Source organism: Agathobaculum butyriciproducens, assembly GCA_003096535.1.
GTDB classification, from domain to species: Bacteria; Bacillota; Clostridia; order Oscillospirales; family Butyricicoccaceae; genus Agathobaculum; species Agathobaculum butyriciproducens.
Genome location: QEKJ01000005.1, coordinates 1 through 25,760 on the forward strand (window position 1 = coordinate 1; position 25,760 = coordinate 25,760).

Below are 25,760 nucleotides of genomic sequence, written 5' to 3' on the forward strand. Positions count from 1 at the left end.
TGAATATCTGGATTACTACAACAACCGCAGGATCAAGGCAAAGCTAAAGGGCTTGCCGCCTGCAATTCACAGACAGCAAGCCCTTTCGGCTGCTTGAACAATTTTTACTTCAAAATATTGTCTAACTTTTTGGGGGCACTTCATGCCGCATGTCTTCTCTTCATAACTGGTTTTTCTGTCGTCCGCCGACATACAGTTCCATCTGATCAAAGACCATTCTACTGCATCGCTATCGGGTTTTTCCGTTGCCCGCCAACATTCCGGCCCAAAGTCCGGCATCAATTTCGGATTTTAGGTGCCAGCCGCACCAGAGGGATGACGCCCTCTGTCCATTTTCATTATATGCATTTCCAGTGGAAAAGTCAACGAAACGTGTGAAGAAAGAGCTGTCTACTTGCGTAGTTATGAAATTTGTAAATGCCCATCATTTGCAGATATAGGCTGTTTTTCAGTGATCTGGTACGGTTCAGATTCCATCGAATATACCATTGCCTTCTTCATTTCATATTTATCCGAATAACAAAGTGCTTTCAGTACCTCTGATTGGTTCAAGCGCAGCACCCGTGCAGGTCCTGCTGTATTATCAGCATCACAATTCAGAAGATAAACTACTTCATCAACCAGAACATAGCTGTTCTGTCCATCAAATCCGACTAATTTCCCGATTTCCTGTTCGCATGGAACTGATATAATACCAGATGCATCAACCATATACAGATTCGACTTTTTCTGAACAATCACCTTTCCAGCATTACAAAACCGATCCACATCGGTAAGCAATTCCTCAAATTCACCCGTATTTCGCAACAAACCGAATGTTTTATTTGCTTTCAGGCAGAAATAGTCCTCACCAATTACCGCGAAAGCAGATACTGCAAAATCTGTTAAACTTTGTGTCTTCTGATTTTCCAAGGAATAGAACTTGAGCTGTCCAGAACCGTAATCAATATAAGATATTCCTTTGGTGCTAACAACCATTTCGCTGCATGAAGTATCAATTATACAATCTGTTTTGCCACTGCTGATAGTATACTGATATACCTGTCTATTGTCATCCGGCCGATAATATACATACCCATCCATGATATTGATATAGGATGACGGTCCATCATACAATACCACATCTTCATTGTTTTTGTGCAATACCGTCTTTTCGACCGATTCACAAACCATATCATCTTTTTCGCAATAACTGCCATAAGCAAGCAGGTTAACCGAAGCATTTCCTAAGCAAGCATTTTCAAACAGCCTATACGCATTGACATCAAACCGAACTGCCGGTGTATCAGAAATTGTAAACAACGCATCCGTTTCATTCTCTGTAAGTGCGCAATATTTCTGAATGGCTTTTACCTCATGCGAATGAGAATATTCTTGAACCACTAAGAACGAAATACCCACGCCTGCAATAATTGCAGCAATAATGCATCCGATTGTCACTAACAATGTTCCTGTATGCTTCTTTTTATTCTCCATAGTCAATCCTTATCCGGTGTAAACTGCGGCGTATTCGGCGGTACCTGCATATCCGGCCGTTTATCTGCAATCGAAAGCTGTGCTGTATCCGCGGGTGTATCAACCGCTGCAGGTGCATTCAGTGCACTCACTACCGATGCCGTTTCGCTACCGCCTGACGGTGCAGCCACTGATTGAATATTTGACAACGACGGCCACGGATGCCCATCTGATGTAGGTGTTGAACCATAGCTTCTACTGTCCGTATACGATACATGAGATGCATGAGAAGAATGAGAATTATGTGTTCCATGCGTATTATAAGTATCGTAACTTGTGTAATGGGTGGAATGTGTAGAGTGACTGCCATGCGTACTGTTTGAGGAACGATGTGTCGAGTGTGTCCGATGCGTAGAATGCGTTCGATGTGACGCAAACGCATCCTCACCCAACAGGATACCCAGCAGAATCACCATACCTCCGATCATCAGCATTTTGTTACGCGTAATGCTGCCATCTTCGTCATCGAAAAAATCCTGTATAGATTTCTGTATCTTCGGAAATTTATCGTTCATCATTTCACCTCCTCAACGCACACGCACTGCCCATTTTCCCATGTTGTTTTATAGTAGGTATCTGCCGTTTCATAATATCTGCATACTCCATTGGGTTTCCCGTTCACAAATGAACCTTCCAGCTTTGGCGCAGAATCCTTTGCCTTATAGTAATAGGTTCCCTCTCCGGACATCTGGTCATTGGCCCATGCACCATCGTAGTACGCACCCGATTTCCACGAATAGCACCCCTGTCCACTGCGCTGGTTGTTCTCAAAGTTACCGATATAGGTGGAGCCATCTTTATAAACTAATGTGCCCTGGCCATTTAATTTGCCATCCTCAATCGCACCGGAATACGATTCACCCGATGTCATCTTAATAGAGATCGTGCTGGATAACTCACCGTCCTCAATTTCCCGCTGACACTCCCATTTCGCATTTTTTGTATACAATGTACCATTCTGTATGCGATTTCCTGCAAACTGACCTTCCGCATAATCACCATTGGCGAAGGTATAGGTACCCTGACCGGACATCATATCCTCCTGCCAGCCGCCGGCGTACTGATCGCCGTTATCCCATGTGAATGTGCCTTGTCCTGCCCGCTCGGAATCCGAATATTCTCCCGTATACGTTCCTACACCGTCAAACACCATCGTGCCAGTGCCGGACATCTTAGAGTCTTTCCATTGCCCACAATATATCTCACCGCTTAAAAAGTCGAACTCACCCGAGCCCCAAAACTTTTCGTCATCCAGTTCGCCAATATATGCACCGTCGATTGTTTCCATATATGCATTGAATGTCGTTTTCTCTCCAACAGGGAAATCGCCATTTTCATATTGATTTTTCCCATCATAAGTATGAAAAAACGCAAAAGAAACACCAAACGCCACCATAAAACAGCCAGCTGTTATCAGAGCACGCTTTACACCGCTATTCACAGATTCACCTTCAATCTATCCACGATTTGAGAACTTCTATCTTCTTCGGATCACCGTTTTCCAGAATATCAAATAATATCTGCATGATGCCCTTATATACCGTGCATCTGAAATCTCTGCTGTTGGATTCATACAGGCTATTGGTAGAGGCATAGTTCACGACCGGACAAACACCGCAGTACGGCTGATACACACACTGCGCACACTTGGGCAGTGCCTCCACAATCGACGCCTTGCAGACTGCCGCACAAACTGGAGAAGTCACCGCATCATTAAAGCTGTTGTCCATCACATTGCCTAACAGAAAAGACTGATCGCCCATTTCCGACAGCATACGGCCCTCATCACAAGTATAGACGTTTCCGTCATGGTAATAGCTCATCTGTCCAACGCCTGCACCGCAGGGAGAACGCAGTTCCATGTAGTTATCTGCATAACTGCCCAATATCTTTTTCAGGAAATACGAAGCGTGCAGCTCCGGGAAGTACGTTCCTGACAGATTCAATTTCACAATGTAATCGAAAGCCTGCTGATAAAACGCCATAAACTCCGCCGGTGTATAACCAACCTTCTGCCAGTCTGCATCCGCCATGCCCAGCGGTGTCAACGGCCGCAAAAAGATTCCGTTCATGCCCGCTTCGAGATACTGGTCAATAATCTCCTTGGGGTATTTCAAACTGAAATTCGTTGTCGTTTCAATCGCGTTGACCTTAATGCCGCGTTTTTGCAGTCCGTGAATCTTATCCATAACACCCGCATAGCTTTCTCCACCGCCGCGGCGTGGACGGTTATGGTTGTGCACGCACGCCGGACCATCCAGCGAAGTACAAATGTGTACATCGTTCTCCACCAGATACGCCAGCATTTCCTCGGTTAAACCGAGCAGATTGGTAACGATAGTATAGACGATTTCCTTGTCTGTATTGATTTGCTTGCTGTAGTCGATCATTTCCCGAATGACTGGAAAATTGAGCAGCGGCTCACCGCCCTGAAATTCAAACGTGATACTCTTGTTCGGTGTCTGCATTGCAAATTCAATCGCACGCCTGCCGATTTCTTTCGTCATGGAGTGCTCCAGCACCGAGGATTTACTGTGCGCCTGGCAGTAGATACAATCCAGATTGCACTTATTCGTAACTGCGAAAATATGCAGTGCTGTACCGCATAGGCAGTAGCCTTTCATTCCCTGCAGCCACGGGATGTTTTTCTGAATAAAGCCCTCCATTGAGCCTTTTATCAGGAATCCTTTATCTAAAAGTTCCTGTTTGGCCGGATTATCGTCCGACACTTTATCCTGCACCAGTGCGTGAAATGTATCCTCATTGACAAACGCATACTTGCCAAAATCGTTTGTCAGTAGATATTTTCCATCTCGTTTTTCAAAATTAAAGTAATTTATCATATTGATCTCCCGAAGTGATCGGATATACCTTGGGCTTATAAAAGTTCATCGTTGCAAGGAATATGCCGCAACATTCATGCCGCAAGCGGCATTGTTCACACGCATCATAGAACATGGACTTATACGCCGAAATGCTTTTCTGCGCAATCGGCCAGTATTCCTCGTCGATCATACAGTACGGGAAATTATATAAACCCACATCAATACCGTGATGAATCAGCAGTCGAATCGCTTCCTTGGACTTTTGAAAGGCATCCTGATAGGAAATCAGCACCTGATCTGCATTCGCCACACAATTTCCGCGCATCTCCAATCCGACAAAATTGACTACAGTCGTTGTCGGGAAATGTCGAATGATCAGCTTAGCAATATTCGTAACATCATCACAGTTCAGCTTGCTGACTACGATGCGCAGTTCAAGTTCGATATGTGCATGCAGGATATTGGATATTCCGCGCATTGTCTGCCGAAATCCACCGGGCGCCTGTGTAATATAATCGTGCTTCTGCGCCGTACTGCCATGAATCGGAATTGCAATTCGTAAATGGTTTGGCCGTGTCTGCGCAAACTTTGCAAAGAAATCCCTGTCACCCAGAGTTCGTCCGTTGGTAAGCAGAAGGATACGGGTATGCGGCAATTCCCGCTTGACCGAGCGCATCACATGCAGGAATTTGTCTTCACCGATCAGCGTCGGTTCGCCGCCCGTCACCGTAAAATACCACAGATCCTTTGGCATGTGCTTCAAAACGGTATCCAACTGCGGCAGAGAAATATTATTCGCCAACCGTCGTTCGCTCTCGCTGGCCGGACACATAATGCAGTTCGAGTTGCAGTGGGAAGTCGTTGCGATGCCGGCATCACCTTCGACCACCGAATACCAACGATATAAGATACCCCGTTCATTGATTTCGACAACGTCGCCTTCAGCGAAAACCGAAAAACGTGCTTTCTCCTCTGACGCGATAGTCACCGCAATATTATCCGGCAGGATCGTCAGCGTATCTTCCGATATTTCTCCAACTGTCAACCCAGCGGCTAACAGTTGCTCAGTCATTTCTTTGCTTTTGGAAACCGTAAAAATACGATACGGTCCTTTATAATGGCTCAAATATCTTACCATACTACAACACCCAAGATAAAATAGATCAAAAATCCCATAGAAATAAACGATGCAAACGGAATCTTACGCAAAATCGTGATGGTCGGCTGCCCGTACTTGCTGTCTGCCCAGCGGATTACACTGTCGGCTTCCTCTGTTGTCAGACGTGATGCCAAATCCTCTGTCGTGGATTTTGGCAATCCCTTTACACGGGAATTGGCAAATTTCATAACGGTTGCATAGGATAAAATCATACCCTGTTTGACATCTGTCGTTTGTATCTCCTGATAATTATACTGCTCTGCAAAAACACGAAAGGCCAGTACCAGCAGCGACGCTCCCATCAGTTTCCAATCCACCTGCAATCCGCTGTGGACAACTGCGCATATGCTTACGATTGTACATAAAATTACTGCCGCTTTACATTTCGCATAAGGAATTTTTCCTAAAGTCAGTACAAACAGCACGTTCAAAAGCAGAAATGCTGCTTGATTTTCCGCATACCAATTGCGAAAAACCAGCTGCATGATGACTTGAAAAGTCGTTACTGCCACCATATATGCAAATACGGTTCTTATGGAAAAACCGGTCAGCGACATCCGATAGCGCTGTTCACGATGAGCAAGCAATACTATCGTTTCTCCGATTAAATACACAAAAGCAATCGAAAATATAAGAACAAAGACCCATGCAGTGGAAACAGCTGCATTTTTCTGCAGGTATTCGGCCGGTATGAGCAGTGACAGCAGGATATAAAGTTTCGCATCTCCGCCAGCCCATATACGCAGGCTATATAAAACGAGTGAAACCACTGCTGATAATGCTATCCAAACTGCAAACATACCAAGCCGTCCACTGCCATTAAACGTAAAATATGCAGTTTCTCCCGCCAATGCACCGATCAGTCCCAGAATGATTGTATGATTCGGTATAATTCCCTTGCGCACATCGCTTACGGAACAAAAAACAATTTCCATCAACATAATCGCCGACAGAAAACTCTTGCAGATAACGCTCATCGCTTCCCTCGCTGATTGTGCAGGTCAATCAGATAATTTTCAAATTCGTGCATCGTTTCAATCGGTTCATATTTCGTTCTGTGAAAGGCGCAGGTATAGTACCGCTCATCCTCGCTCAATTCGACTTCGCACAGACCCGAAAAAACCTGAATGGTTTGATGGACCAAGGCTTCTGCATAAAGCTCTTTTGCTAATTGTAATGTATTCATTCGGCAAACCAGTCTTTCATCGCAGATTTGTCGGAAACATCGGTATCAATATCCGCTATTTCTTCATCGTAGATCACCGTCGATGCCATTGCACGGGCAAACAGAATCTGCCGGAGGTTCTGCGTCTGCTCTGCCACGATTTCACGATTTTCTTCTTCAATCATCCGATTAGAGAACAGCCTTGCATAATCCGTCTGGTCACCCTCCTCCTTCGGACTGATCGTAACAATATAGCTATCTGCATCGGCATCCAAGTGAATGTACGCCTGATCTGTAAATGCATAGCAGGTTCTGAATAATATATTCCGAGAGTACAACTCTTTTTTATAATGAATTCGCATATTTTCCATCCTTTGCAAAATTTATCATTTTGCTCTGTAAATCGGTTCCAGTTTAATTAATTATATAGCAAACAGGCTGTGTTTTCAATAATTACACCTTGAAATCACAGCCTATTGCGCTTATATAGAAGTAGAACTTTTCACAGTTCTGCCTGAGTATTCTCCGGTTTGTACACTAAATTACTGATCCGACTCCAGACTTCCCTTATTCGAGCCGCCTGCAATCCACTGCCCGCCGCATACTAACAAGCTACAAGGTGCCTCATTGCCGCCCTCAAAACCGCCACAAACCCTTTCTGAAATTCACATCGAAAAATTCCCGTGCGGCCTGCAGGTTCATCACAACCCATTCGCGAGATTTATGGGCCTCCAGTGTTTCCGGCAATTCTTTCATCAGGCGATCCGCTTCATACGGTACGCCCGCATTGTAACGCAGTTCATTGCTGTGCTTATTCACAACAAACGACTTTTTGCTCGTCCGCCATGCATTTTGAATCAGCTTGATCGCGTATTTACCAGTAACGTGCTCACTGAAATAATTCTCCAGCGAAAGCGTTCTGATATAGTCCGGCAGCACATCACTGCCAAACTGCCGCATGATAGCAACGATAACCTCCGAGGAAACCTGCAAAATATCCGGCGCCTCGGTTTCATCATCCTTTAGCTGATCGAGTAGATCCGGCATTTGTTCCAGCATTCTGCGCAGGTATTCCCGATAAAATGCTGTGCCGATCTTCTGCTGCACCGAGCGTACCACGTTGCTGCGCATCACTTCGGTATTGGTCAGACCCGCTTCTACACGACAGATAACTGTTCGGCGAATGACCTCCGGTGCAACCGCTTTTACGTCCTCGTTAGCACTGATGACAACCGCAGAATAATGTGTCAAATGGTCGCTCACACCAAAATCATCATTCTTGATGGTTTCGATCGCGTGCTGGTTAAAGCGTGTATTCGTCAAGTCATCTACAATGATCGGGGCACCTTGCACGGTTCGTTTCAGGTTTTCAATGCCAGATCGGGTAAAATCCGGTGCTGAAATCTTAGGTTTCTGGCCGATCATCATTTTGAGCAGTGTTTCCAGAAAGCTGGTCTTTCCGGCCTTGCTCTGTCCATAAACCAAGCCAAATACCGGATACGGCAAACGCTGCTGATCGAACCTCGCCGCCATATCGCGCATCGTTGCCATCAGCGGCGAACAGAAGAACCAGTTCGCAAACTCAAAATACCGATACTGCATCCCCTCATAATCACCATGAAAACGGCTGTATCCGTCCATATAATCGCGGAATAATCCTACATCATGGCGAATCTCCTCTTCTGTCGGATGCAGATTCAGCGCCTCGCCATTCAGAGTGGCACTTTGCTTATCCGCATCGATTATCAACTGCGGGTATTCACTTCTCAGTTCTTTTTCTTTAATCTTCTCATTTTGGATTTGCCGCCGCAGCTTGACGATCTGAGCCGCCGAAATGATTGTTTTGCCCTGTTTACTTGTTTTCTTATCCTGCTTAGGCATATACGGCTTCAGTTTATCCGCCAGATTATGTACATCCAGAATAAATTTGACTTCTGACGCATCATCCGCAGTTGCCTCTGTCGGCTCGATCACAAAGACTTTATTCGCCTTGATTGTGCCGGCAATGGGCAGTTCATCAATATTTTCGCCCGCATCTGCATATTGCAGCGCTTTCGTGGTGATCTCATCCGAGCTTTCCTCGAGCAGACTTTGAAACACACTGTAATACCAGTCATACGCTTCATCGCCATCAACAAAGCAGATATTTTCTCGCTGCATACCGCCGAACGCATGATAGGACATATTAGCCGAACCCGTGATAACGCGCTTTCGGCCATCTGCCGCCTCCAGCAGATACAGTTTTTCGTGAGAAACCGTACCGCGGGATACATAAAACCGAACTTCTCCCTTATCCATACGAGTAAGCAGATCATTCATTTTGTCACTTGACTGCTCGCGCATTCGCTCGATCAGCTTATCTTGATAAGCAATAATCTGGTTCATGGACGAGGAAAGGATATGCTCACAGCCAAAGATAATCTCCGCATGGTCGAACATATCCAGCAGCTGATACACAAAATTCAGGCCAGAGGAAAATGTAATGGCGTGAATGGTATCAAATCCCTCAAACAATTCCTGCCATGTGACAGCGTGCGCCTGCTTGTACTCCATCTCCACTACGTCAAGTTTGCTGCCTCGCTTTTTGTTGGGTGCCGATTTTTCTTCTTCGTCTACCAAAGAAAACAGATTCAAGTTATCGTCCATTGACATTACCCCGCTTTTTATATTTTTGTGTGATCCTATGCTGTTGTTTTGTACCCTTTCTGCTATGGATTGCTATATTTTTTACTCCTGCATCCGCTATATATGACTGTTTGGTTACAGTGTAGCAGCGTGCCTGTACGAAAAAACGGACTTTTAAGACCGGTTTTGCCGCTTCGCTTCTAAAACAGTATCGTCATAACTTCCCCGCGGTGGCGGCTTAAATGCGCCATTCTACTTTTGCAGAGGAAAATCGAGCATTTGAAAATCCCGTAATGCTTTGATATTTAATTCTTCCCCCCGAATACAATACTCTTTATACTCAGGCATAATCATTTCTCCTTGAAATTGTTTTATCTACTGAGGCTAGTATGTTCTCAAACTAACTACCTCTCATATCTCTGTACTTCCGATGCACACTTATCACATATAAGTCATATATATCACCTGCAAATATTATATCTCATAAACCATTTAAATACAAAATATCTGCACACATTCTGCAATCTCCACAAAATCCATTCCTCCGATTTGACACCCCGTTGGGGTACAGTTGGGGCAAGCGTGCCTATCCTCGTTTCTCTAAATCCTCTGAAAAATACAAAAAACCGCTGATTTCTTACGAAATCAGCGGTTAAACACGGTTGCAGGGACAGGACTTGAACCTGCGGCCTCCGAGTTATGAGTGATTGCAAGTGTATTGCAGCCGTCCAGAGCGCAATATAGTGTATATGTAATCACTTTGTGAGTGCTATATGTTGTATGTGCTGTTGTCTATCAGATACTATATCTATACCGTAAAAAGCAATAAAGAACAATATCCGCGCGACTATAATCAGCTCTTTCCCTGGCAACAAATGGCTTGACAGCGCCATGCAAAACAGTTATACTAGACGCAATAAAAGGGTACTGTCCACAGACGGTTAGCCCTTTAAGAAAATCGTATCAAGAAATGACCGCTTTACTTGTCAGGGAAAGGCGGTCATTTCGCATATATAGTGAGTATGTAGAGCAAAACTGCTGTGCCGCAAAAGTTTCTTGCCTAGGCACAACCCCCCCTTTACAAGGGAGTGACTAACCGCCTGCTATCTGGAACAGTACCTTGCTACGAGTATAACAAAATTCGACATAAACAGAAATAGTAAAAGGACGCTTCAAGCGTCCTTTTTTACTGTGCAAGCGAGTGCAGCAGGTCTTGCTGTATATTGCAAAGCTAAACGGCCGAGTTTGCGGAGCAAACCGGCCGCATTCCGTTTTTGAACAGCCGATTTGCTACCTGCCTATGTAATTCAATCCTTATAATGATAGTAGCCATCCCAGGGATGGTGAATACATCATTTTAATTTCTGAAGAAGAAAATGTTACAGAGGGAAAAATCGGCAAGTTTCTGGTAAAACTTGCCGATTTTAATTTTATTCGGTTGTTTTTCACGTAGTAGGTCTTTGAACAAGGCACTCATGTAATCGCTGCGGCCATACAGAACACGGTCAATGTAGACATCGCTGTCTTGCACACGGTAAAACACCATATAATTGCCGCTGACAAGAAAACGATAGTCCGTACCGACGTCTGCAATAGCGGATAATAGAGTTTCCATCTCTGCGAAGTTTTTCAACTGGTCAACCGCATCCATAATGCGATCGACCACATGCTCCGCAGCAGAACGGTTTTGAAGCTCCGATACGATATAATCCCAAATATCATCCAAATCACGACGGGACTCAGGCGAATAATGAATTTTATTCTTCATTCGCTTTTGCGCGGAAGTGCGCCCTCATATCGTCCGTTGTCAGCCAGCCTTCCGTTTCGCCAGAGTGACGGCCTTTTGCAAGCTCGTTCATCAGGCGGATAGTTGCCTGTGTTTTCTCATAGTCCTGCATATCCACGATGGCGTACCGTCCGCGCCCATTCTTCGTCAAAAAGACAGGAGCGCCCACAGCCACATCACGCAGTACCTCGCTGTAATTTCGCAGGTCAGAAATGGGTTTAATATTCGGCATATCTATCAGCTCCTTTCAAACATAATATATCCCATTCTGCTGTAAAATTCAACAGCAAGTTTGCAGCACTCGCATATTTAGAATAAATACCTCTTGCCAACTGCCAGCAAACCCTTTCAGCTGCTTGAACAATTTTTGCGTTGAATTTTTGTCCAACTTTTTGGGGGCACTTCAATTTCTGTCCTCACTGATTAAAATAATTCCTTATTTTTATTGTATCTGTTTTCGTTTTACCCTATCGCGAATAGAACTCACTTTCTGTCACTCTGACCACAAAGTCATACTCCGTTGGGGTTGCTTTAGAAGGAACGATATTATAGCGTTTGAAAACCTTTCTCAAATAAGCAAAATGGTCCTTATCTTCTTGGGTCAGCGGAGCAACCCAGCCGGTTTCATCTGCATGCCTCTCCACCTGACGGAGATATTCAAGTCTCTTCTGATCCATCATTAGGCACCTTTTTTTATTATAAAAAACTAGGACGCCGTCGCAACGCCGCCCCGTACAAAAACTATAAATCGTTTTTTGATGCTGTAACTATTATATACCCTCAGTCTGAAAATCAACCCTCATTCTCCAACTTTAGAATATATTGAACTATTAGGCGGTCAATGATGTGCTTTTCAGCACACACTCGGTGCAAATCAAATTCATACTGTTGCAGAGAGTTTTCTTAAAATCAGGACAAATCGAAATAGATCTCCACATTAAGCTACCTGCGATACTCTATGTTCTGTGGAATCTGTCTATTCTCAAAAGATACAAGCAGAGTTTGAAACGAATAAGGCAAGAAACCGCTAAAGCGGAACTACAGAAGAGCTGAAAAGAGTTAAAAAGGGTGTGACAGACTTCACTGAAGATTCAGCCATACATTTAGGAGAATACGGCTACCGGATAAAATAACTAAATAACCGAGTGTATCGCGCCTGCTTCGAGAGTGCCATGACGGTAACCAGAACGGAGAAAGGGGAACCGCCTAAAAAAACTTAATATGACTGCGGTTTCATAGGTTGTCACGTTGAATCTAATATAAGCCGTCAAAATACAAGCTGCCTTAAAGCGTAGTAGCAAACACGCAAATTGGGCGATTCGAACGAGGATGTCTCATTTAACAGCCGCGCGTCCACTCTCTTCCGGCTGGCACGGTGTCAGATTTTTCAATGCACGATGAGCTCGTTTAGTATTATAAAATTCAATATAGGAAGCTACTCCATCTTAAAACGCTCTATCAGAAGAATAATCCTTTCGGTATAGTTCTCCTTTTCAACGAGGTAGAAAAGGATTCTGCGACCGCGTTATCATGCGGCTTGCCGGACTGCAAACAAGATGGTTTCGTATCGTGTTCATACGTAAACTGTTGGACGCAATAAGAGATATATGTGCGCTCCGGTCGCTATGAAAAATAGGACCAGATGAAGGATGACACTCTTCATGCGCTTTTTTATATAGCGGTGATAAGTTGTAGACTGTTTTTCTGGGGAAATCTAATGCACAATCACTTTGCGTGAGAAAAAGTCAATGATTACGCAAAGATAAAGTAATGATCCTCCATTTTATAACAGGTAACATCGCTAACAAATTAAATAGTAGTCAGAAGACATATAGACAAATACAATCAGTATATTTTAAACATTTTTGTATAATATGGACAAAAAGAAAAAATAGAGGTATAATTAAGCAAGGTAGACAATCATCGGCATAAAATTTTTTGATTAAGAAACTCGATGATTGAAAATATGCTCGTGGTATATCCTAGGGAATGATTTACTAAGGTGGGTAGATAAGAATGAAGCTATCTAAACTGAAATTGTGGAATTATAGGTGCTTTGGCTCAGAAGAGCAGGTCATCTTAATTGATCAACTAACGACATTTATTGGAAATAACAGTGCGGGGAAAACTGCTGCACTGTCAGCCCTTAATTGTATGTTTTCTGAAAACAGTAATGATCGTATTCTACACAGAAGTGATTTTCATCTGCCCAAAGATATACTTCCAGATGAAATGGAACAGCAAAGTCTTTATATAGAAGCAGTATTTGAATTTGAAGAATTGCAGTCAGGAAGCAATGGTGGAGAATATGCTATACCTATCTTTTTTCAACACTTTGTTGTTGATAATCCAGGTAGGCTGCCGTATCTACGGATCCGTCTTGAGGCCACATGGGAAAAAAGCAATACTATTGACGGCTCGATTGATAGCAAGATAAGTTATATTACTTGTCCGGAGTTTGCTGAAATTGAAGAGGGCAATCGAACAAATGCGTCTCGACGGGATCTGGACAAGATTCGAGTGATTTATGTCCCGGCAGTCAGAGATCCTTCTAAGCAGCTGAAAAATGCATCTGGTACGATGATGTATCAGATCATGAGCAGCATCAACTGGAGTGAGGAGACAAAAGGAAACGTTAAAGCCAAAATTAAGGAATTAAATGAACAATTTGAAGAAGAAAAAGGCGTTTCCATGTTTGGCACGTCGCTGGGAAAGCAGTGGAAAACCTATGATTCTGATGAGCGATATTCGACAGCCAGCTTAAGATTCAACAGCGCTGATATTGAAACATCTATCAGAAAAACAGAGGTTGTTTTTGAACCGACAGAAACGGGAAAAGAGTATACGATAGACCAGATGGGAGATGGTCTGCGATCTTTGTTTTATATATCTTTGGTTGACAGCATATTGGATGTTGAAGGTCAAATGGTGAGAGAAATAGAGATAGATCCAGAACATACCTCTTTCAATAGAAAACCACCTATTTTGACGATTGTAGCCATTGAAGAGCCTGAAAATCACATCGCTCCACATCTGCTGGGGAAATTGGTGGGGAATTTGAAAGATATTGCAGGCAAAAACAATGCGCAAGCAATTATGACATCCCATTCTCCTGCGATTGTTAAGCGGATTGATCCAGAGAATCTCAGATACTTTAGATTAGACAGGGAGTTGCTGGCATCAAAAGTAAGATGCATTACTCTGCCGGATGAAGAACGTATGCAGGATCAATATAAATATATCAAGGAAGCGGTGAGAGCCTATCCTGAACTGTACTTTGCAAAGCTTGTTATTTTAGGAGAAGGAGATAGTGAAGAAATTATCCTGCCGAAGTATTGGGAAGCCATACATGGGAACACAGATGTTAGTGGAATATCGATAGTTCCACTTGGAGGTCGGCATGTCAACCACTTCTGGAGATTGCTGAATGATTTGGAAATCCCATATATTACATTGCTCGATTTGGATCGGGAACGAGATGGTGGTGGTTGGGGACGTATCCAATATGTGCTTAAGCAGCTCATTGCAAATGGATACGACAGAAATGTACTACTCAACACCACTGATAGCGGGATTCTAACTGATGCCGAGTTCGAAGGAATGGCGGGCTGGGATGTATCTGATATTGCAACAATGCAGACTTGGATAGATTCGCTTGAAAAATATAATGTTTTCTTTTCTGCACCGCTGGATATTGATTTTATGATGCTGGAGCAGATGGGAGATACGTATAAGGCAACTTTGGATACGAGAGAAGGACCTCGTATTGATATTGCTCAGAGTGGAAAGAAAGAACGTATTACAAAAATCGAAAATAATGGCGAAATACACTCGGAGTATGAAACTCGAATCTTAAAAGACATAAGAAACACACTAAAAGAAGAAGGCGGCGATGGACATACCTACTCGTCCGAACAGCAAAAGCTCATGGTATGGTACACATATTTCTTTTTGAACAGGGGAAAACCGTCTACACATATTGCGGCACTATCTCAATTAAGTGACGAGGAGTTAAAAGAAAATGTACCGCCGGTTTTGCAACGTTTAATTGAAACTGCTGATCACATTCTAAAAGGTGATAAGAATGAAAATTGTGCATCCTGATAAATGGTTGCCTTGCGACGGGATCTCGTTAGAGGAAGCTGCGGATACAGCCGTTCGCTGCAGTGACAGACATGTACTGGTTGTTGCGGGACCAGGCGCAGGAAAAACGGAATTGTTGGCGCAAAAAGCAGCATTTCTATTTCAGACAAATCAGTGCAGAGAGCCTCAAAAGATACTTGCTATCAGTTTCAAGACGGATGCTGCACAGAATTTGAAAGAACGCGTGGAAAAGCGATGTGGCACAGATATAAAAGGTAGATTTGTATCAATGACATACGATGCATTTGCCAAAAATATTCTTGACCACTTTCTATATGCACTGCCTGATGAACTTCGCCCGGCCACCGATTATCTGGTGAATGATCCCGATATAATTGATGCAGCGTTTCATTGTGCGGGATTCAAAAACCCTAATGGCTTCACGCAGTCTAGGCTGAAAACTGAATATGATGATATTCTGTCACGAATTAGTCTTCCTTTAACAGGAGATGGATTAGGGCATAAAGTGTGGCCACTATTGTTAAAGGGATTCAACGGAAATAAAGCGACTTTGACATTTAAGATGATCATGATGCTTGCCATGTATATTATTGAAACGAACCCGTATATTAAGCAAGCCTTACAGATGACGTATTCATTTGTGTTCCTTGATGAATTTCAGGACACAACGGCAATTCAGTATGCGTTTGTAAAGGAGTGTTTTTGGAATTCTGGTACCAAGGTAACATCTGTGGGAGATAACAAGCAGAGAATCATGGTATGGGCCGGGGCAGTAAAAACGATATTTAATGACTTTTATAGAGAACTGAATCCGAAATGTATACGCTTGATAATGAATCATCGTTCTGCACCCAGATTAGTTGCATTGCAAAAGGCAATGTATGAATCTTTAAAAGAAAAGGCAACAGAAGTATGTGCTTCTGGCAACTGGGCCGAGGATGATGGGAACATTGCACTTTTTATTGCAGACAATGAACAACTGGAGGCTGCTGCTGTATCGAAGGATATACTATTGAAAATCTCAAATGGTGTAGAACCACACGATATTTGTATTCTCTGCAAGCAAAAGCCGCAGGACTACGCTTCGGCGATTATTGAGGAGTTGGAGAAACACGGTGTACGGGCGCGCATTGAAACTGGCTATCAGGATCTTATCAAAGAACCAATAGTAGATTTGTTTATCAAATTCATGATATGCGCTGACAGCAGAAAACACCCAAATGAATGGACTTTTATAGAAGAGTTACTGGTTGAGCTTTGGGGAATTAGCGGGATACAGGGAAGTGATACCTTTGATGAAATGCAGAGAAAACTGTCTGCTGTAGTGAACATTATAAAGAATAACATTCAGCAAAAGTTTGATACAGAACAATGGCACCGTACTTTGAATAGTATCATTGATTTTTTGGGCATTGGAAATATAAAGGCGAAATTCCCGGCGTATAAGCAAGGTGCTTACTTTATGGATTTAATCAACCAATTTGAAAATCTCTTTTTTGAGGAATATGTAGCCGCACACGGAGTATGGAATTTAGCGATTGAAAACTTTCGTGGAGATCATTCCGTTCCTATCATGACAATTCATAAAAGTAAGGGATTAGAATACAATGCTGTATATTTTGTTGGATTAGAGGATTCTGCTTTTTGGAATTTTAGAAATCAACCCGATGAAGATCGATGTGCATTTTTTGTGGCACTATCACGTGCCAAGACATCTGTTACATTTACATTTTGCAAAAAACGAACTGGCATGAGATTCCCTACGCAAAGACATAACGCGATTAATGAATTTTTTGATTTATTGCAAAGACCTGGAATTGCAGAGGTAAAATATATCCAAAGCTTCTAATCACATTTGACACACTGAAATTATAAAACTACTGCAGTATGTACTATTTCTCTTTGAACTTAGAGCATATTCTTCATGGGAGAACGAACCTTTCCAACCGGGAGAAGATTCAGTGTGCCGAGGAATTTGACTTGAAGTACGGCGATGACCCAGATGGATTTACGCTGTTTATGAAAGAATCCTCGTTCTCCGTATGTGACGATTACCGTGGTTCATGGGCATTTATCAAAACAGGATTGCATTCTCTGGAACGGTATAGTAATTTTGGAATCGAGTTACCGCTCATAGATGCTGAAACATCCCAAGCCAATAATTAAAGGTATCTAAGTTATTTATCTTTTACACTTCCATAGCTTCATAAAAATCTAACAGGCACAAAATAAAGATCTGATCAAATCAGATCTTTATTTTTATACCTTCTATTATTCTCAACCAATTCATCAAACGTCACCGACTCATATCCATTGACAGCCACTCCGACATTCAGCATCTTTTCCGACTGCTGTATAATCGGCCACCATGCCATATCAGTATCACCATGAATGTGTCCAAACAGCATAAATGCCTTCATCCCGCCCGGCCATGCCATCATTGGATAGTGACACGCTGCTATTTTTCTCTGTCCATCTGAAAACTCCAACAGGTTGCTGATGCTCTCAAAATAATGCGTGTAATCGCCCTGACGCATCCAGTGGAGGTCATGATTGCCGACGATCAAATGCTTTTTCCCTTTCAGTCTGTCCAGATAATACTCCGGTGGCTTTTCGTTCCGGAATATGAAGTCTCCCAGAATATACACCGTATCACACTTATGGACTTTGCGATTCCAGTTTCGGATCAGCTGTTCGTCCATTTCCTCAATCGTCGCGAACGGACGATCACACATGCGGACAATGTTGCTGTGTCCAAAATGCAGATCGTTCGTGAAGAAAATCATATATCAAACCTTCTTTTCTCCCCTTTTACGCACTTCGTCCGCCATCCCACGCGCTTTCCAGCAGGATAGCCACAATAATAACAGCCGCGCCGACCATTCCCGGCAGCGCCAGCCGTTCACTCAACACAAAATATGCGATCGCTGCCGTTGCGACCGGATAAAGGCACTGCACCATGCCGGTTATCCTGGACGAAATATGCCTGAGTGCCGTATTCTGCAGCATATAGCCGCCTATCGTGCAGCCGACTGCGGCATAGAGCAGCGCCAGAACGATTTTCCAGTCCAACGCCCGTGAAAGATAGCCAGCCGAATCGGTCAGCACACACATCGCTCCGCACACAAATACCGACAGAATCGTCTGTACAAAAGACAGGCTGACCGCGCTGATCGACTGCAGCGCCGACTTTCCGAACACCAGCGAACCTGCTACCAGCAGCGCGGCTACAAGCGCAAGCAGTTCACCCAATCCGATGCCATGGAAACCGCCCTTCATGCACAGCAGATACAGACCGACGATCATCAAAATTTGAATGATTATGTCCTTGCGCCGGTATTTTTGATGAAAAACCGCAAGCAGCAAAACCGGCACCATAATCGCCGACAGCGAACGCAAAAAGGATACGTTGGTGGCGGTAGTCCGCTGCAGCGCCAGATTGCTGAAAATGAAGGCGCACGACATACATAATCCCGGAACAATGTAATCCTCACGCGTGCTGTTTTCAACTCCCGCAGAATGGTTTTATGCCATATCAGCAGCATGATTGCTGCCGCCAGTACATATCGCAGAAACAGAAAGCTGTACACCGGCATAATGTGATAAACCAGTTTGGATATAACGTCCATCGCACCGTACAGAATGCTCTGCAGTACGATCATGGCAATATATTTTTGTTTCGTTTCTATGCTCTAGTCCCCTTTACGGTATGGTCCTGCTCTCATTCTATCAGATGCCTGTTGGCAATACAAATCTTATTTTAATCTTACCTGCGGTTTCTGTGTCCAAACCATGAAGAATGTATGTAGATTCCTGCAACATCGTCTCAAAACGCTGAAAAGTGCTATAATAAATATAGAAATTACAATCAGCCGCAACCGCGGTGCACAGAAAAAGGAGCATACCGTTATGAAAAAATCGCACACCGGAAAACATCACATTAGCAAGCGGGCCGTATGCCTGATGCTGTGCACCGCGCTGTTTGGCGGAGTATGGGCGGGCGCGGCTGACTACACCTGCTCGACCTGCGGCAGTGTCCATCATATCACCGACGTTGCGGATATTGCTGAAACCGCTCTGCCGAGCGTTGTCTCCATCACCAATATTTCGGTGCAGGAGGCCCAGCGGTATTTTGACCGCTTCGACCGCTACGGACACAACAGCACCGAACTCAAGGAAACGACCAGCGTCGGCTCCGGCATTATCTTCGAGAAAACCTCGGATGCCCTGTATATCGTCACCAACTACCATGTGGTAGAGGGTGCATCGACGCTTTCGGTCGGTTTTGTTGACGATGAGGTGTATAAAGCACAGCTGTGCGGCGTCAACTCGACCAAGGACATTGTCGTGATCAAGGTATCGCTCAGCTCACTTTCGGCCAGCACGCGCAGTAAGATTACAGTAGCCACACTCGGTGATTCGTCCAAGCTGCGGGTCGGCGAACAGGTAGTGGCCATCGGTAATGCGCTCGGCTACGGACAGTCGGTAACGACCGGCATTGTCAGCGCACTCAACCGCTCGGTACAGACCGGAACAGACAGCACCGGCAAGGCTGTCACGGCAACCTATCTGCAGACCGATGCGGCAATCAATCCAGGCAACAGCGGCGGCGCACTGCTCAATATGAACGGCGAGGTCATCGGCATCAATACCGCTAAGCTGTCCTCCTCCGGCGTGGAAGGCATGGGTTACGCAATCCCGATTTCCGATATCAAAACCATGATCAACCAGCTTAAAACCCAGACTACGACCACAACGACGAAAAAGCAAAGCAGTACGACTGTGTATTACTATTATCGCTCGAAATAATTATCCCTCATTGACAATAGACCGCGCTTCAAGCAAAAATTTGAAGCGCGGTCTATTTGTTTGTCGTGATAGGATTTATCGCGGCTTTTTCTTGTCTCGTGCTCAAAGACGTGGTATGCTGAGAGAAACGCAAAACACAGCGGATAGTCTCCATAGCCGCTCAGGAGGAATACAGAATGACAATCACCTATGCAGAAGAAAAAGATATTGCCGCCATCGCCGCAGTAGAAGCCGCATGCTTTCCACCTGCCGAAGCGGCAACCGAGCAGGAATTTGTCGAGCGGATCAAGTATTACGGCAACCACTTCTGGCTGCTGTACGACGCCGACAAGCTGATCGCGTTTGTCGATGGGTTTGTCACGGACGAGCCGGATTTGACCGATGCAATGTACGAAAACGCCTGTATGCACAACGAAAACGGTGCATGGCAGATGATTTTCGGTGTCAATACCCTGCCGGAGTACCGCAAACGCGGCTATGCCGGTGAGCTGATCCGCCGTGCCATCTCCGATGCCAGACAGCAGGGCCGCAAGGGACTTGTGCTGACCTGCAAGGACAGACTCCTTGCGTACTACGCAAAATTCGGCTTTGTCGACGAAGGCGTGTCCGAGAAATCCACGCACGGAAATGTACAGTGGCACCAGATGCGGCTGACGTTTTGAGAAGTTAGAGGCACGAAACCGCTGCTTTTTGACGGCAATCACATAACATAATATCTACTATTCCGCAAGGCGTACGCTTCTTACCCCAAGAAGCAATCCCCAAAGCAAAAGGTTTATGATCCTTTGCTTTGGGGATTGTTCTGTCCCCCGCTTATGCGGGGATAATTTGCCGATTTTCAAATCTAAGCGCTTACATCAAATTGGGGTGACCCCCGCAAATGCGGGGAAGAATTGTAAGACACTTTGCGTGTCTTCCATTCCTTTTTCGAGAGTTACTAATATTTTAAGTAATACCCAAATCGGCGTCTATTAAGCGTTTTGACGGCGATATCGGCACATTCCTCAGCTGACAATTCTGTCAGCTCTGCAATTTCTTGAAAGGACAAACCGTCATAACGAGCCTGCAAAATAACATATTCAAGCTCAACCCATTCAAGAGCTTCCTTCCAAGGCACGTCAGGTTTATAGGGCTCCTTAGGCACCTTTGGACGACAGTTGTAGCACATACCATCCCGTGCAGGAGTACGTCTTTTCCCACAGATAATGCAAATCTGTGCAGAATTAACCCTGTTCTTGTCCCGGCACCATTCACACAATCGATCCTCAGAATTTGTGAGGTGTTCCTTACAGTCTTTACATACATATTTATATTCTCTCATATTGATTCTCCTCATATATTTCCGCAACATTTACTCATCCACATTCTGCGATGTGCTTGCGACGGCGATGCACACGCCTTGCCGCTTCAGGTACTTTCTCTTCAGCGCTTTTCGGTGCAAATAATCGGGTATTCTGCCATGCGTGTGTAACTGCTCCGACCGGTGCGACAGCCGCCATTGCTTTTCGCATCGAAGCATCGCGCGGGTGAACGTAGTAGTGCGTGGTCGTGGTTACATCCGCGTGTCCAAGCAGACCCGCAACCGTTGCAACATCGATCCCCTGCTCGATCGCACGGGTGGCAAATGTATGCCGAATGTCGTGAAAACGAACGTGCGGCAGGCCAAGACCATCCAGTACATCGCCCCAGTAACTGCTCAGATGGTCCGGATCCATTACACCACCGACTGTATTATAGATGATGAAATCATCAGCATTCGGCGTGCGCTTAAAAAGAGATTCGAACCGCTGATACTGTACGGTAAGCAAACCCTGCAGTACTTCCGGCAGATACAAATCTCGCTCAGAAGCATCGCTTTTCGCAGAGCTGAAGATAAGTTCCGTCCGCTTGCCGTACTCTGCCTCAGGATCAACCATCACCCGGCGTACTGTTTGTGTAATGTGCAGCGTGCCGCTCATCGCGTCGTAATTACCCCAACGTGCAGCACAGACTTCACCCAGACGCATACCGCTGTACAATGCTAAGATAATACCTGCATTATTAAGCGACAGATCAGAAAACAGCCACTTTTCGAGCACTTTTTGATCGCTATCACTCATAATATTGTGTTTCTTCGAGCGGCAATGCGTATATACGGTCGCAGCAACCGGATTTGCGGGCATCATACCGTCCGCAACAGCACGCTTACAGCAAACATCCAGCACAACGCGCATATTTTTGATGCTTTTTGCGCTCAGCGCGCTGCCGGTCCGCAGATTGCCATGCAGGGATTCCTCGTTGAGAAAGTGCTGTACCACGGCAGTAGTCAGACTTTTCAAGGGCATATCACCTAATTTCGGCAGGATATGTTTGTGCAGGTTATCATAGTAGTGCTCGTAGCCGCTCGGCTTGGCTACCGGCTTAACGTAAACCTCCAGCCACTGCTGCGACCATTCCCGTAAAGTTATACCCATGACCTCGCCTCCTTGCTCGGGAAAATATAATCTCCCATGCGCGGTGCGTGATGATGTTGATCGATATACTGTGTGTACTGCGTCTGTACCTGCTTGCTCTGGCTGTCCGTCAAACGGATTTGTCTGCCGTTCGGAAAGGTCAGCCGCTGACACTCGAACTCGTAGTCTTTCCAGTGCAGCCTTTGCATATCTGCGAAGGAATACTTCTTCATCGTAATTTCGCCTCTTTCTATATGTGATTTTGAGCGAAAATAAAACCGTGCAGGCAATATAGAGCCTACACGGTGTCAAAATCATACAGCAGAAAGAAGTATAAATATAGCACTAACAAAGGTCTTGTGCAACCCTTAAAAAAAGGGTATACTAATACTGCGGTGCGGAGTTTTCCGTTGTGTAGGTGGTCGGTTCACCTGCGCAGGTGCAAAAGGATTGCCGTCCTTTTGCACTGCCGTTTTTTATTTTCTGATAGAATAATAGCATATATAGCGCACCTATTCAATAGTCATTTCTCACAAATATAGGTGCACTACATGTTGCAGTTTTACTATATTTTTCAAAAGTGGTCTTTTATATGATATCGGGGGTGAGAAAATGTCAGTCAGCGAAGCGCAAAAGCGAGCCACTTTAAAATGGCAAAAAGAAAAAACAGATGAAGTACGTTTTCGCGTCCCAAAGGGTGAACGTGCCCGCATTCAGGCACACGCTGAACAACAGGGCGAGTCCGCTACTGCTTTTATCAAGCGCGCCATTCGAGAGGCTATGGAGCGGGATAACGCCGCAAAGTGAATAAATCTTTACATCCAGTTAAGTGTTTATATAGCCCACATTTGTCAAATCAGCGAATATACTTCTAATGATTTTGTAACATAATAAGTAAATGGAACTCTTGCGCATCGTGGTACCAATCACACATCTTCTTATAAATATAGTAATTACAAATTTTATTCATAATTCCCCTTTCTGAAAATTTTTAAAGGTGCGCATTTATTTCTTAATTTATTTCAGTATGGATTCCGTTTCAGCATCTATATATTGCAATTTAACCTATTTTATGGTAAAATAGGTTAATAGCAAATAGTATTGTGAGGTATTTATATGGCAACACCAAAACAATTTCTTCGCGAGTATGTAAAAGCTATCAGAGACGGAAATGCTGCTGTATTTGCCGGAGCCGGTTTGTCTCGTCCTTCAGGATTTGTCGATTGGAAAGAACTGCTCCGTCCACTAGCTGATGATATTGATTTAAATATTGATGAGGAGCATGATCTTGCAGCCGTCGCACAATATGTACGAAACAAAGCAGGGAACCGCGCAACCATAAATTCTTCACTTCTCGATGCATTTAGCAAAGATGTCTCCCCGAATGAGAATGTATCAATTCTTACTCGTCTTCCAATACACACATATTGGACAACCAATTATGATCATCTCATCGAAACCGGTCTCCAAGAGGCTAATAGGAATTCAGATGTGAAAATTGAATATAAACAATTATCTACTACCAAAAGAGATCGAGACGCTATTGTTTATAAGATGCACGGTGATGCAGACCACGCTTCTGATGCCGTTTTAACCAAAGATGATTATATCCAGTATGATAGGCATTATCCGCTTTTTAGAAAAGTATTACAAAGCGACCTGATATCAAAAACATTCCTTTTTATAGGTTTTAGCTTTGAAGATCCTAACCTTGATAGTATTCTTGGGCAAATTAAACTTTTGTTAGACGAAAATATCAGAACTCATTATTGCTTTATGAAAAAAGTCATACAAACAGCTTCCATGACCGATGAGGAGTTTGGATACCAAAAGGCTCGACAAGATCTACGAGAGGATGATTTAAAACGTTATGGCGTTCAGACAATTTTCGTCAATGACTACTCAGAAATTACAGATATATTAAGGACTCTTGAAAGAGCAGTTCTTTCCAACAACGTCTTCATTTCCGGTAGTGCGGATTTCTATAATGACGAGTGGCCTAACGCGAAAATCGAAGATTTGGCATATCAACTTGCAAATCAGCTCATACAAGAAGGCTTCAAGGTAACTTCTGGCTTTGGATTAGGTATTGGTTCGTCAGTCATTAATGGTGCACTTGATGCAATCTACACTAAAAAGTTTAAACATATTGATGAACATCTGTGCCTCCGACCGTTTCCTCAAGGGATTGCAGATCCTAATGAACGGAAAGCAAAATGGAAAAAATATAGAGAAGAAATCCTCTATAATAATGGCGTAGCCATCTTTATGATTGGAAACAAAAAAAATATGCAAGGCGAAAAAGTCATCGCTGATGGTTGTTTACAGGAATATCAAATCGCTGAAGAGAACAAGTGCATAATCATCCCCTTGGGCACAACCGGAGACGCTGCCGCATCAATTTATGATACAGTTAAAGCAGCTAAACCGAACTATCCTTACCTCGAATCGTATTGGGAAATACTCCGTACGGAAACCAATCTAGACAACCTTGTAAATGCTGTTATATCCATTGCTAAAAACCAAAGATCAGTTTGATATTCGTCAAACCAAACAATAAGGAAGGTTAAATTTGTGGGAAAGAAAATTTTTGTTTCGTATAAATACGCAGATGATCAAGTTCAAAACTTGACATCAGACACAACATCAACAGTTCGTGATTATATTGATGAGTTTGAGAAAAAGATAGATTCTTCTGATCATATCTTTAAAGGTGAAAGTAATGGTGAAGATTTAAGCAAACTTTCTGATGAGACAATATGGGAAAAACTCAAAGATCGAATCTATGACAGTTCTGTGACCATCGTATTTATTTCACCAGGTATGAAGGAAGCAGACAAAAAAGATCGCGATCAATGGATACCATGGGAGATATCATATTCGCTTAAAGAAACCTCTAGAAAAAATAAAAATGGAGATGCTATTACGAGCCACAGCAATGCAATCTTAGCTGTTGTCCTTCCAGATATAGATGGTTCGTACTCCTATTATCTCGAAACGCAAAATTGCTGCGATACAAGCTGCACTACTCACCATACAAATAAACTCTTTTCAATTATCAAACAGAATAAATTTAATAAAATCAAAAATGCTTCAACACACATATGCAACGATGAGCGAACAATCTGGTCTGGAACTTGTAGCTATATTGAAGCTGTAAAATGGAGCGATTTCATAGCCAACTACAATAAATATGTAGATTTCGCCATCGATCGTCAAAATCATATTGATGAATACAAACTCTGCAAAGAAGTATAATGCTTGTAGCTCATATCATGTTATCAGAATCTATAGTTTTATTTAATATATAGCACATTATTATAACACAAACAGCCGCATA

The 25,760-nt window shown here is 43.8% G+C and carries 25 protein-coding genes and 1 pseudogene; 8 read left to right on the forward strand and 18 right to left on the reverse strand.

Features of this window, described 5'->3' with window-relative positions:
- Nucleotides 1-97: IS3 family transposase (locus C7386_RS05695; protein WP_133241578.1), on the forward strand; the 97-nt coding region annotated here is incomplete at its 5' end.
- Between the two features lie 305 nt (nucleotides 98-402).
- On the opposite strand, the gene C7386_RS05700 is transcribed toward C7386_RS05695, so the two are convergent.
- The 13 genes and pseudogenes from C7386_RS05700 to C7386_RS13905 all read right to left on the reverse strand — a co-directional run.
- Complete coding sequence (locus C7386_RS05700) at nucleotides 403-1,476, reverse strand: DUF5050 domain-containing protein (protein ID WP_116705010.1); 1,074 nt, start codon at nucleotides 1,474-1,476, stop codon at nucleotides 403-405.
- A gap of 2 nt (nucleotides 1,477-1,478) precedes the next feature.
- Nucleotides 1,479-2,033: a His-Xaa-Ser repeat protein HxsA3 gene (hxsA3, locus tag C7386_RS13285; RefSeq protein ID WP_165815476.1), complete on the reverse strand. Its 555-nt coding sequence runs from the start codon at nucleotides 2,031-2,033 to the stop codon at nucleotides 1,479-1,481.
- Entirely contained in the window at nucleotides 2,030-2,956 is a 927-nt protein-coding gene (locus tag C7386_RS05705; RefSeq protein WP_116705011.1) for an MORN repeat-containing protein, read from the reverse strand. Before C7386_RS05705 ends, hxsA3 begins: the two co-directional genes overlap by 4 nt.
- Nucleotides 2,957-2,966: 10 nt before the next feature.
- Nucleotides 2,967-4,358, reverse strand: a complete 1,392-nt coding sequence (gene hxsB, locus C7386_RS05710) for a His-Xaa-Ser system radical SAM maturase HxsB (RefSeq protein ID WP_116705012.1) — start codon at nucleotides 4,356-4,358, stop codon at nucleotides 2,967-2,969.
- Complete coding sequence (gene hxsC, locus C7386_RS05715) at nucleotides 4,342-5,412, reverse strand: His-Xaa-Ser system radical SAM maturase HxsC (RefSeq protein ID WP_165815477.1); 1,071 nt, start codon at nucleotides 5,410-5,412, stop codon at nucleotides 4,342-4,344. Before hxsC ends, hxsB begins: the two co-directional genes overlap by 17 nt.
- Before the next feature lie 59 nt (nucleotides 5,413-5,471).
- On the reverse strand, nucleotides 5,472-6,440 hold the full coding sequence (locus C7386_RS05720; RefSeq protein WP_165815478.1) for a prepilin peptidase: 969 nt from the start codon (nucleotides 6,438-6,440) through the stop codon (nucleotides 5,472-5,474).
- A 32-nt stretch (nucleotides 6,441-6,472) separates the two neighbouring features.
- Nucleotides 6,473-6,685 (reverse strand): HxsD-like protein, encoded by a 213-nt coding sequence (locus tag C7386_RS13425; protein ID WP_116705015.1) that lies wholly within the window; start codon nucleotides 6,683-6,685, stop codon nucleotides 6,473-6,475.
- Entirely contained in the window at nucleotides 6,682-7,035 is a 354-nt protein-coding gene (gene hxsD / locus C7386_RS05730) for a His-Xaa-Ser system protein HxsD (RefSeq protein ID WP_116705016.1), read from the reverse strand. The genes C7386_RS13425 and hxsD overlap by 4 nt, the downstream gene beginning before the upstream one ends.
- A gap of 265 nt (nucleotides 7,036-7,300) precedes the next feature.
- Nucleotides 7,301-9,316: a phospholipase D family protein gene (locus C7386_RS05735; RefSeq protein ID WP_116705017.1), complete on the reverse strand. Its 2,016-nt coding sequence runs from the start codon at nucleotides 9,314-9,316 to the stop codon at nucleotides 7,301-7,303.
- 1,330 nt (nucleotides 9,317-10,646) lie between these two features.
- A complete protein-coding gene (locus C7386_RS05740) occupies nucleotides 10,647-11,057 on the reverse strand; it encodes a type II toxin-antitoxin system RelE/ParE family toxin (RefSeq protein ID WP_116705018.1) in 411 nt (136 codons plus the stop codon).
- Entirely contained in the window at nucleotides 11,047-11,307 is a 261-nt protein-coding gene (locus C7386_RS05745) for a type II toxin-antitoxin system prevent-host-death family antitoxin (protein ID WP_116705019.1), read from the reverse strand. Before C7386_RS05745 ends, C7386_RS05740 begins: the two co-directional genes overlap by 11 nt.
- 235 nt (nucleotides 11,308-11,542) lie before the next feature.
- Nucleotides 11,543-11,755, reverse strand: coding sequence for a hypothetical protein (locus C7386_RS05750; protein WP_116705020.1), 213 nt, complete (start codon nucleotides 11,753-11,755; stop codon nucleotides 11,543-11,545).
- Nucleotides 11,756-12,409: 654 nt separating this feature from the next.
- A pseudogene (locus C7386_RS13905) lies at nucleotides 12,410-12,511 on the reverse strand (IS3 family transposase); the annotation flags it as partial.
- 580 nt (nucleotides 12,512-13,091) lie between these two features.
- On the opposite strand from C7386_RS13905, the gene C7386_RS05765 reads away from it, so the two are divergent.
- Nucleotides 13,092-15,179, forward strand: a complete 2,088-nt coding sequence (locus C7386_RS05765) for an ATP-dependent nuclease (protein WP_116705022.1) — start codon at nucleotides 13,092-13,094, stop codon at nucleotides 15,177-15,179.
- Nucleotides 15,160-17,028 carry a UvrD-helicase domain-containing protein gene (locus tag C7386_RS05770; protein WP_116705023.1) on the forward strand — a complete coding sequence of 623 codons (1,869 nt, stop codon included), beginning with the start codon at nucleotides 15,160-15,162 and terminating at the stop codon, nucleotides 17,026-17,028. Before C7386_RS05765 ends, C7386_RS05770 begins: the two co-directional genes overlap by 20 nt.
- Nucleotides 17,029-17,419: 391 nt before the next feature.
- On the opposite strand, the gene C7386_RS05775 is transcribed toward C7386_RS05770, so the two are convergent.
- Together C7386_RS05775 and C7386_RS05780 are read right to left on the reverse strand one after the other, a co-directional pair.
- Entirely contained in the window at nucleotides 17,420-17,965 is a 546-nt protein-coding gene (locus tag C7386_RS05775; protein ID WP_116705024.1) for a metallophosphoesterase, read from the reverse strand.
- Nucleotides 17,966-17,990: 25 nt separating this feature from the next.
- Nucleotides 17,991-18,644 (reverse strand): DMT family transporter, encoded by a 654-nt coding sequence (locus tag C7386_RS05780; protein ID WP_116705025.1) that lies wholly within the window; start codon nucleotides 18,642-18,644, stop codon nucleotides 17,991-17,993.
- Between the two features lie 444 nt (nucleotides 18,645-19,088).
- Between C7386_RS05780 and C7386_RS05785 the strand changes: the two genes are divergently transcribed.
- Both C7386_RS05785 and C7386_RS05790 read left to right on the forward strand, forming a co-directional pair.
- On the forward strand, nucleotides 19,089-19,988 hold the full coding sequence (locus tag C7386_RS05785; protein ID WP_318261197.1) for a S1C family serine protease: 900 nt from the start codon (nucleotides 19,089-19,091) through the stop codon (nucleotides 19,986-19,988).
- A gap of 176 nt (nucleotides 19,989-20,164) precedes the next feature.
- Nucleotides 20,165-20,650, forward strand: coding sequence for a GNAT family N-acetyltransferase (locus C7386_RS05790; RefSeq protein ID WP_116705027.1), 486 nt, complete (start codon nucleotides 20,165-20,167; stop codon nucleotides 20,648-20,650).
- A 275-nt stretch (nucleotides 20,651-20,925) separates the two neighbouring features.
- Here C7386_RS05790 and C7386_RS05795 read toward each other — a convergent pair whose 3' ends face one another.
- The 3 genes from C7386_RS05795 to C7386_RS13430 are packed head-to-tail and all read right to left on the reverse strand — an operon-like array spanning nucleotide 20,926 to nucleotide 22,653.
- Nucleotides 20,926-21,309 (reverse strand): hypothetical protein, encoded by a 384-nt coding sequence (locus C7386_RS05795; protein WP_116705028.1) that lies wholly within the window; start codon nucleotides 21,307-21,309, stop codon nucleotides 20,926-20,928.
- Between the two features lie 34 nt (nucleotides 21,310-21,343).
- The gene (locus C7386_RS05800) at nucleotides 21,344-22,441 is read right to left on the reverse strand and encodes a tyrosine-type recombinase/integrase (protein ID WP_165815479.1); all 1,098 of its coding nucleotides are present in this window, start codon (nucleotides 22,439-22,441) and stop codon (nucleotides 21,344-21,346) included.
- Nucleotides 22,432-22,653, reverse strand: a complete 222-nt coding sequence (locus tag C7386_RS13430; RefSeq protein WP_165815480.1) for a hypothetical protein — start codon at nucleotides 22,651-22,653, stop codon at nucleotides 22,432-22,434. Before C7386_RS13430 ends, C7386_RS05800 begins: the two co-directional genes overlap by 10 nt.
- 379 nt (nucleotides 22,654-23,032) lie before the next feature.
- Here C7386_RS13430 and C7386_RS05805 point away from each other — a divergent pair, with 379 nt between their 5' ends.
- The 3 genes from C7386_RS05805 to C7386_RS05815 all read left to right on the forward strand — a co-directional run bounded on the left by C7386_RS05805 (nucleotide 23,033) and on the right by C7386_RS05815 (nucleotide 25,678).
- A complete protein-coding gene (locus C7386_RS05805) occupies nucleotides 23,033-23,227 on the forward strand; it encodes a hypothetical protein (protein ID WP_116705030.1) in 195 nt (64 codons plus the stop codon).
- Between the two features lie 309 nt (nucleotides 23,228-23,536).
- A complete protein-coding gene (locus C7386_RS05810) occupies nucleotides 23,537-24,958 on the forward strand; it encodes an SIR2 family protein (protein WP_116705031.1) in 1,422 nt (473 codons plus the stop codon).
- A 36-nt stretch (nucleotides 24,959-24,994) separates the two neighbouring features.
- Nucleotides 24,995-25,678, forward strand: a complete 684-nt coding sequence (locus C7386_RS05815) for a TIR domain-containing protein (RefSeq protein WP_116705032.1) — start codon at nucleotides 24,995-24,997, stop codon at nucleotides 25,676-25,678.
- The last annotated feature ends 82 nt before the right edge of the window (nucleotides 25,679-25,760 follow it).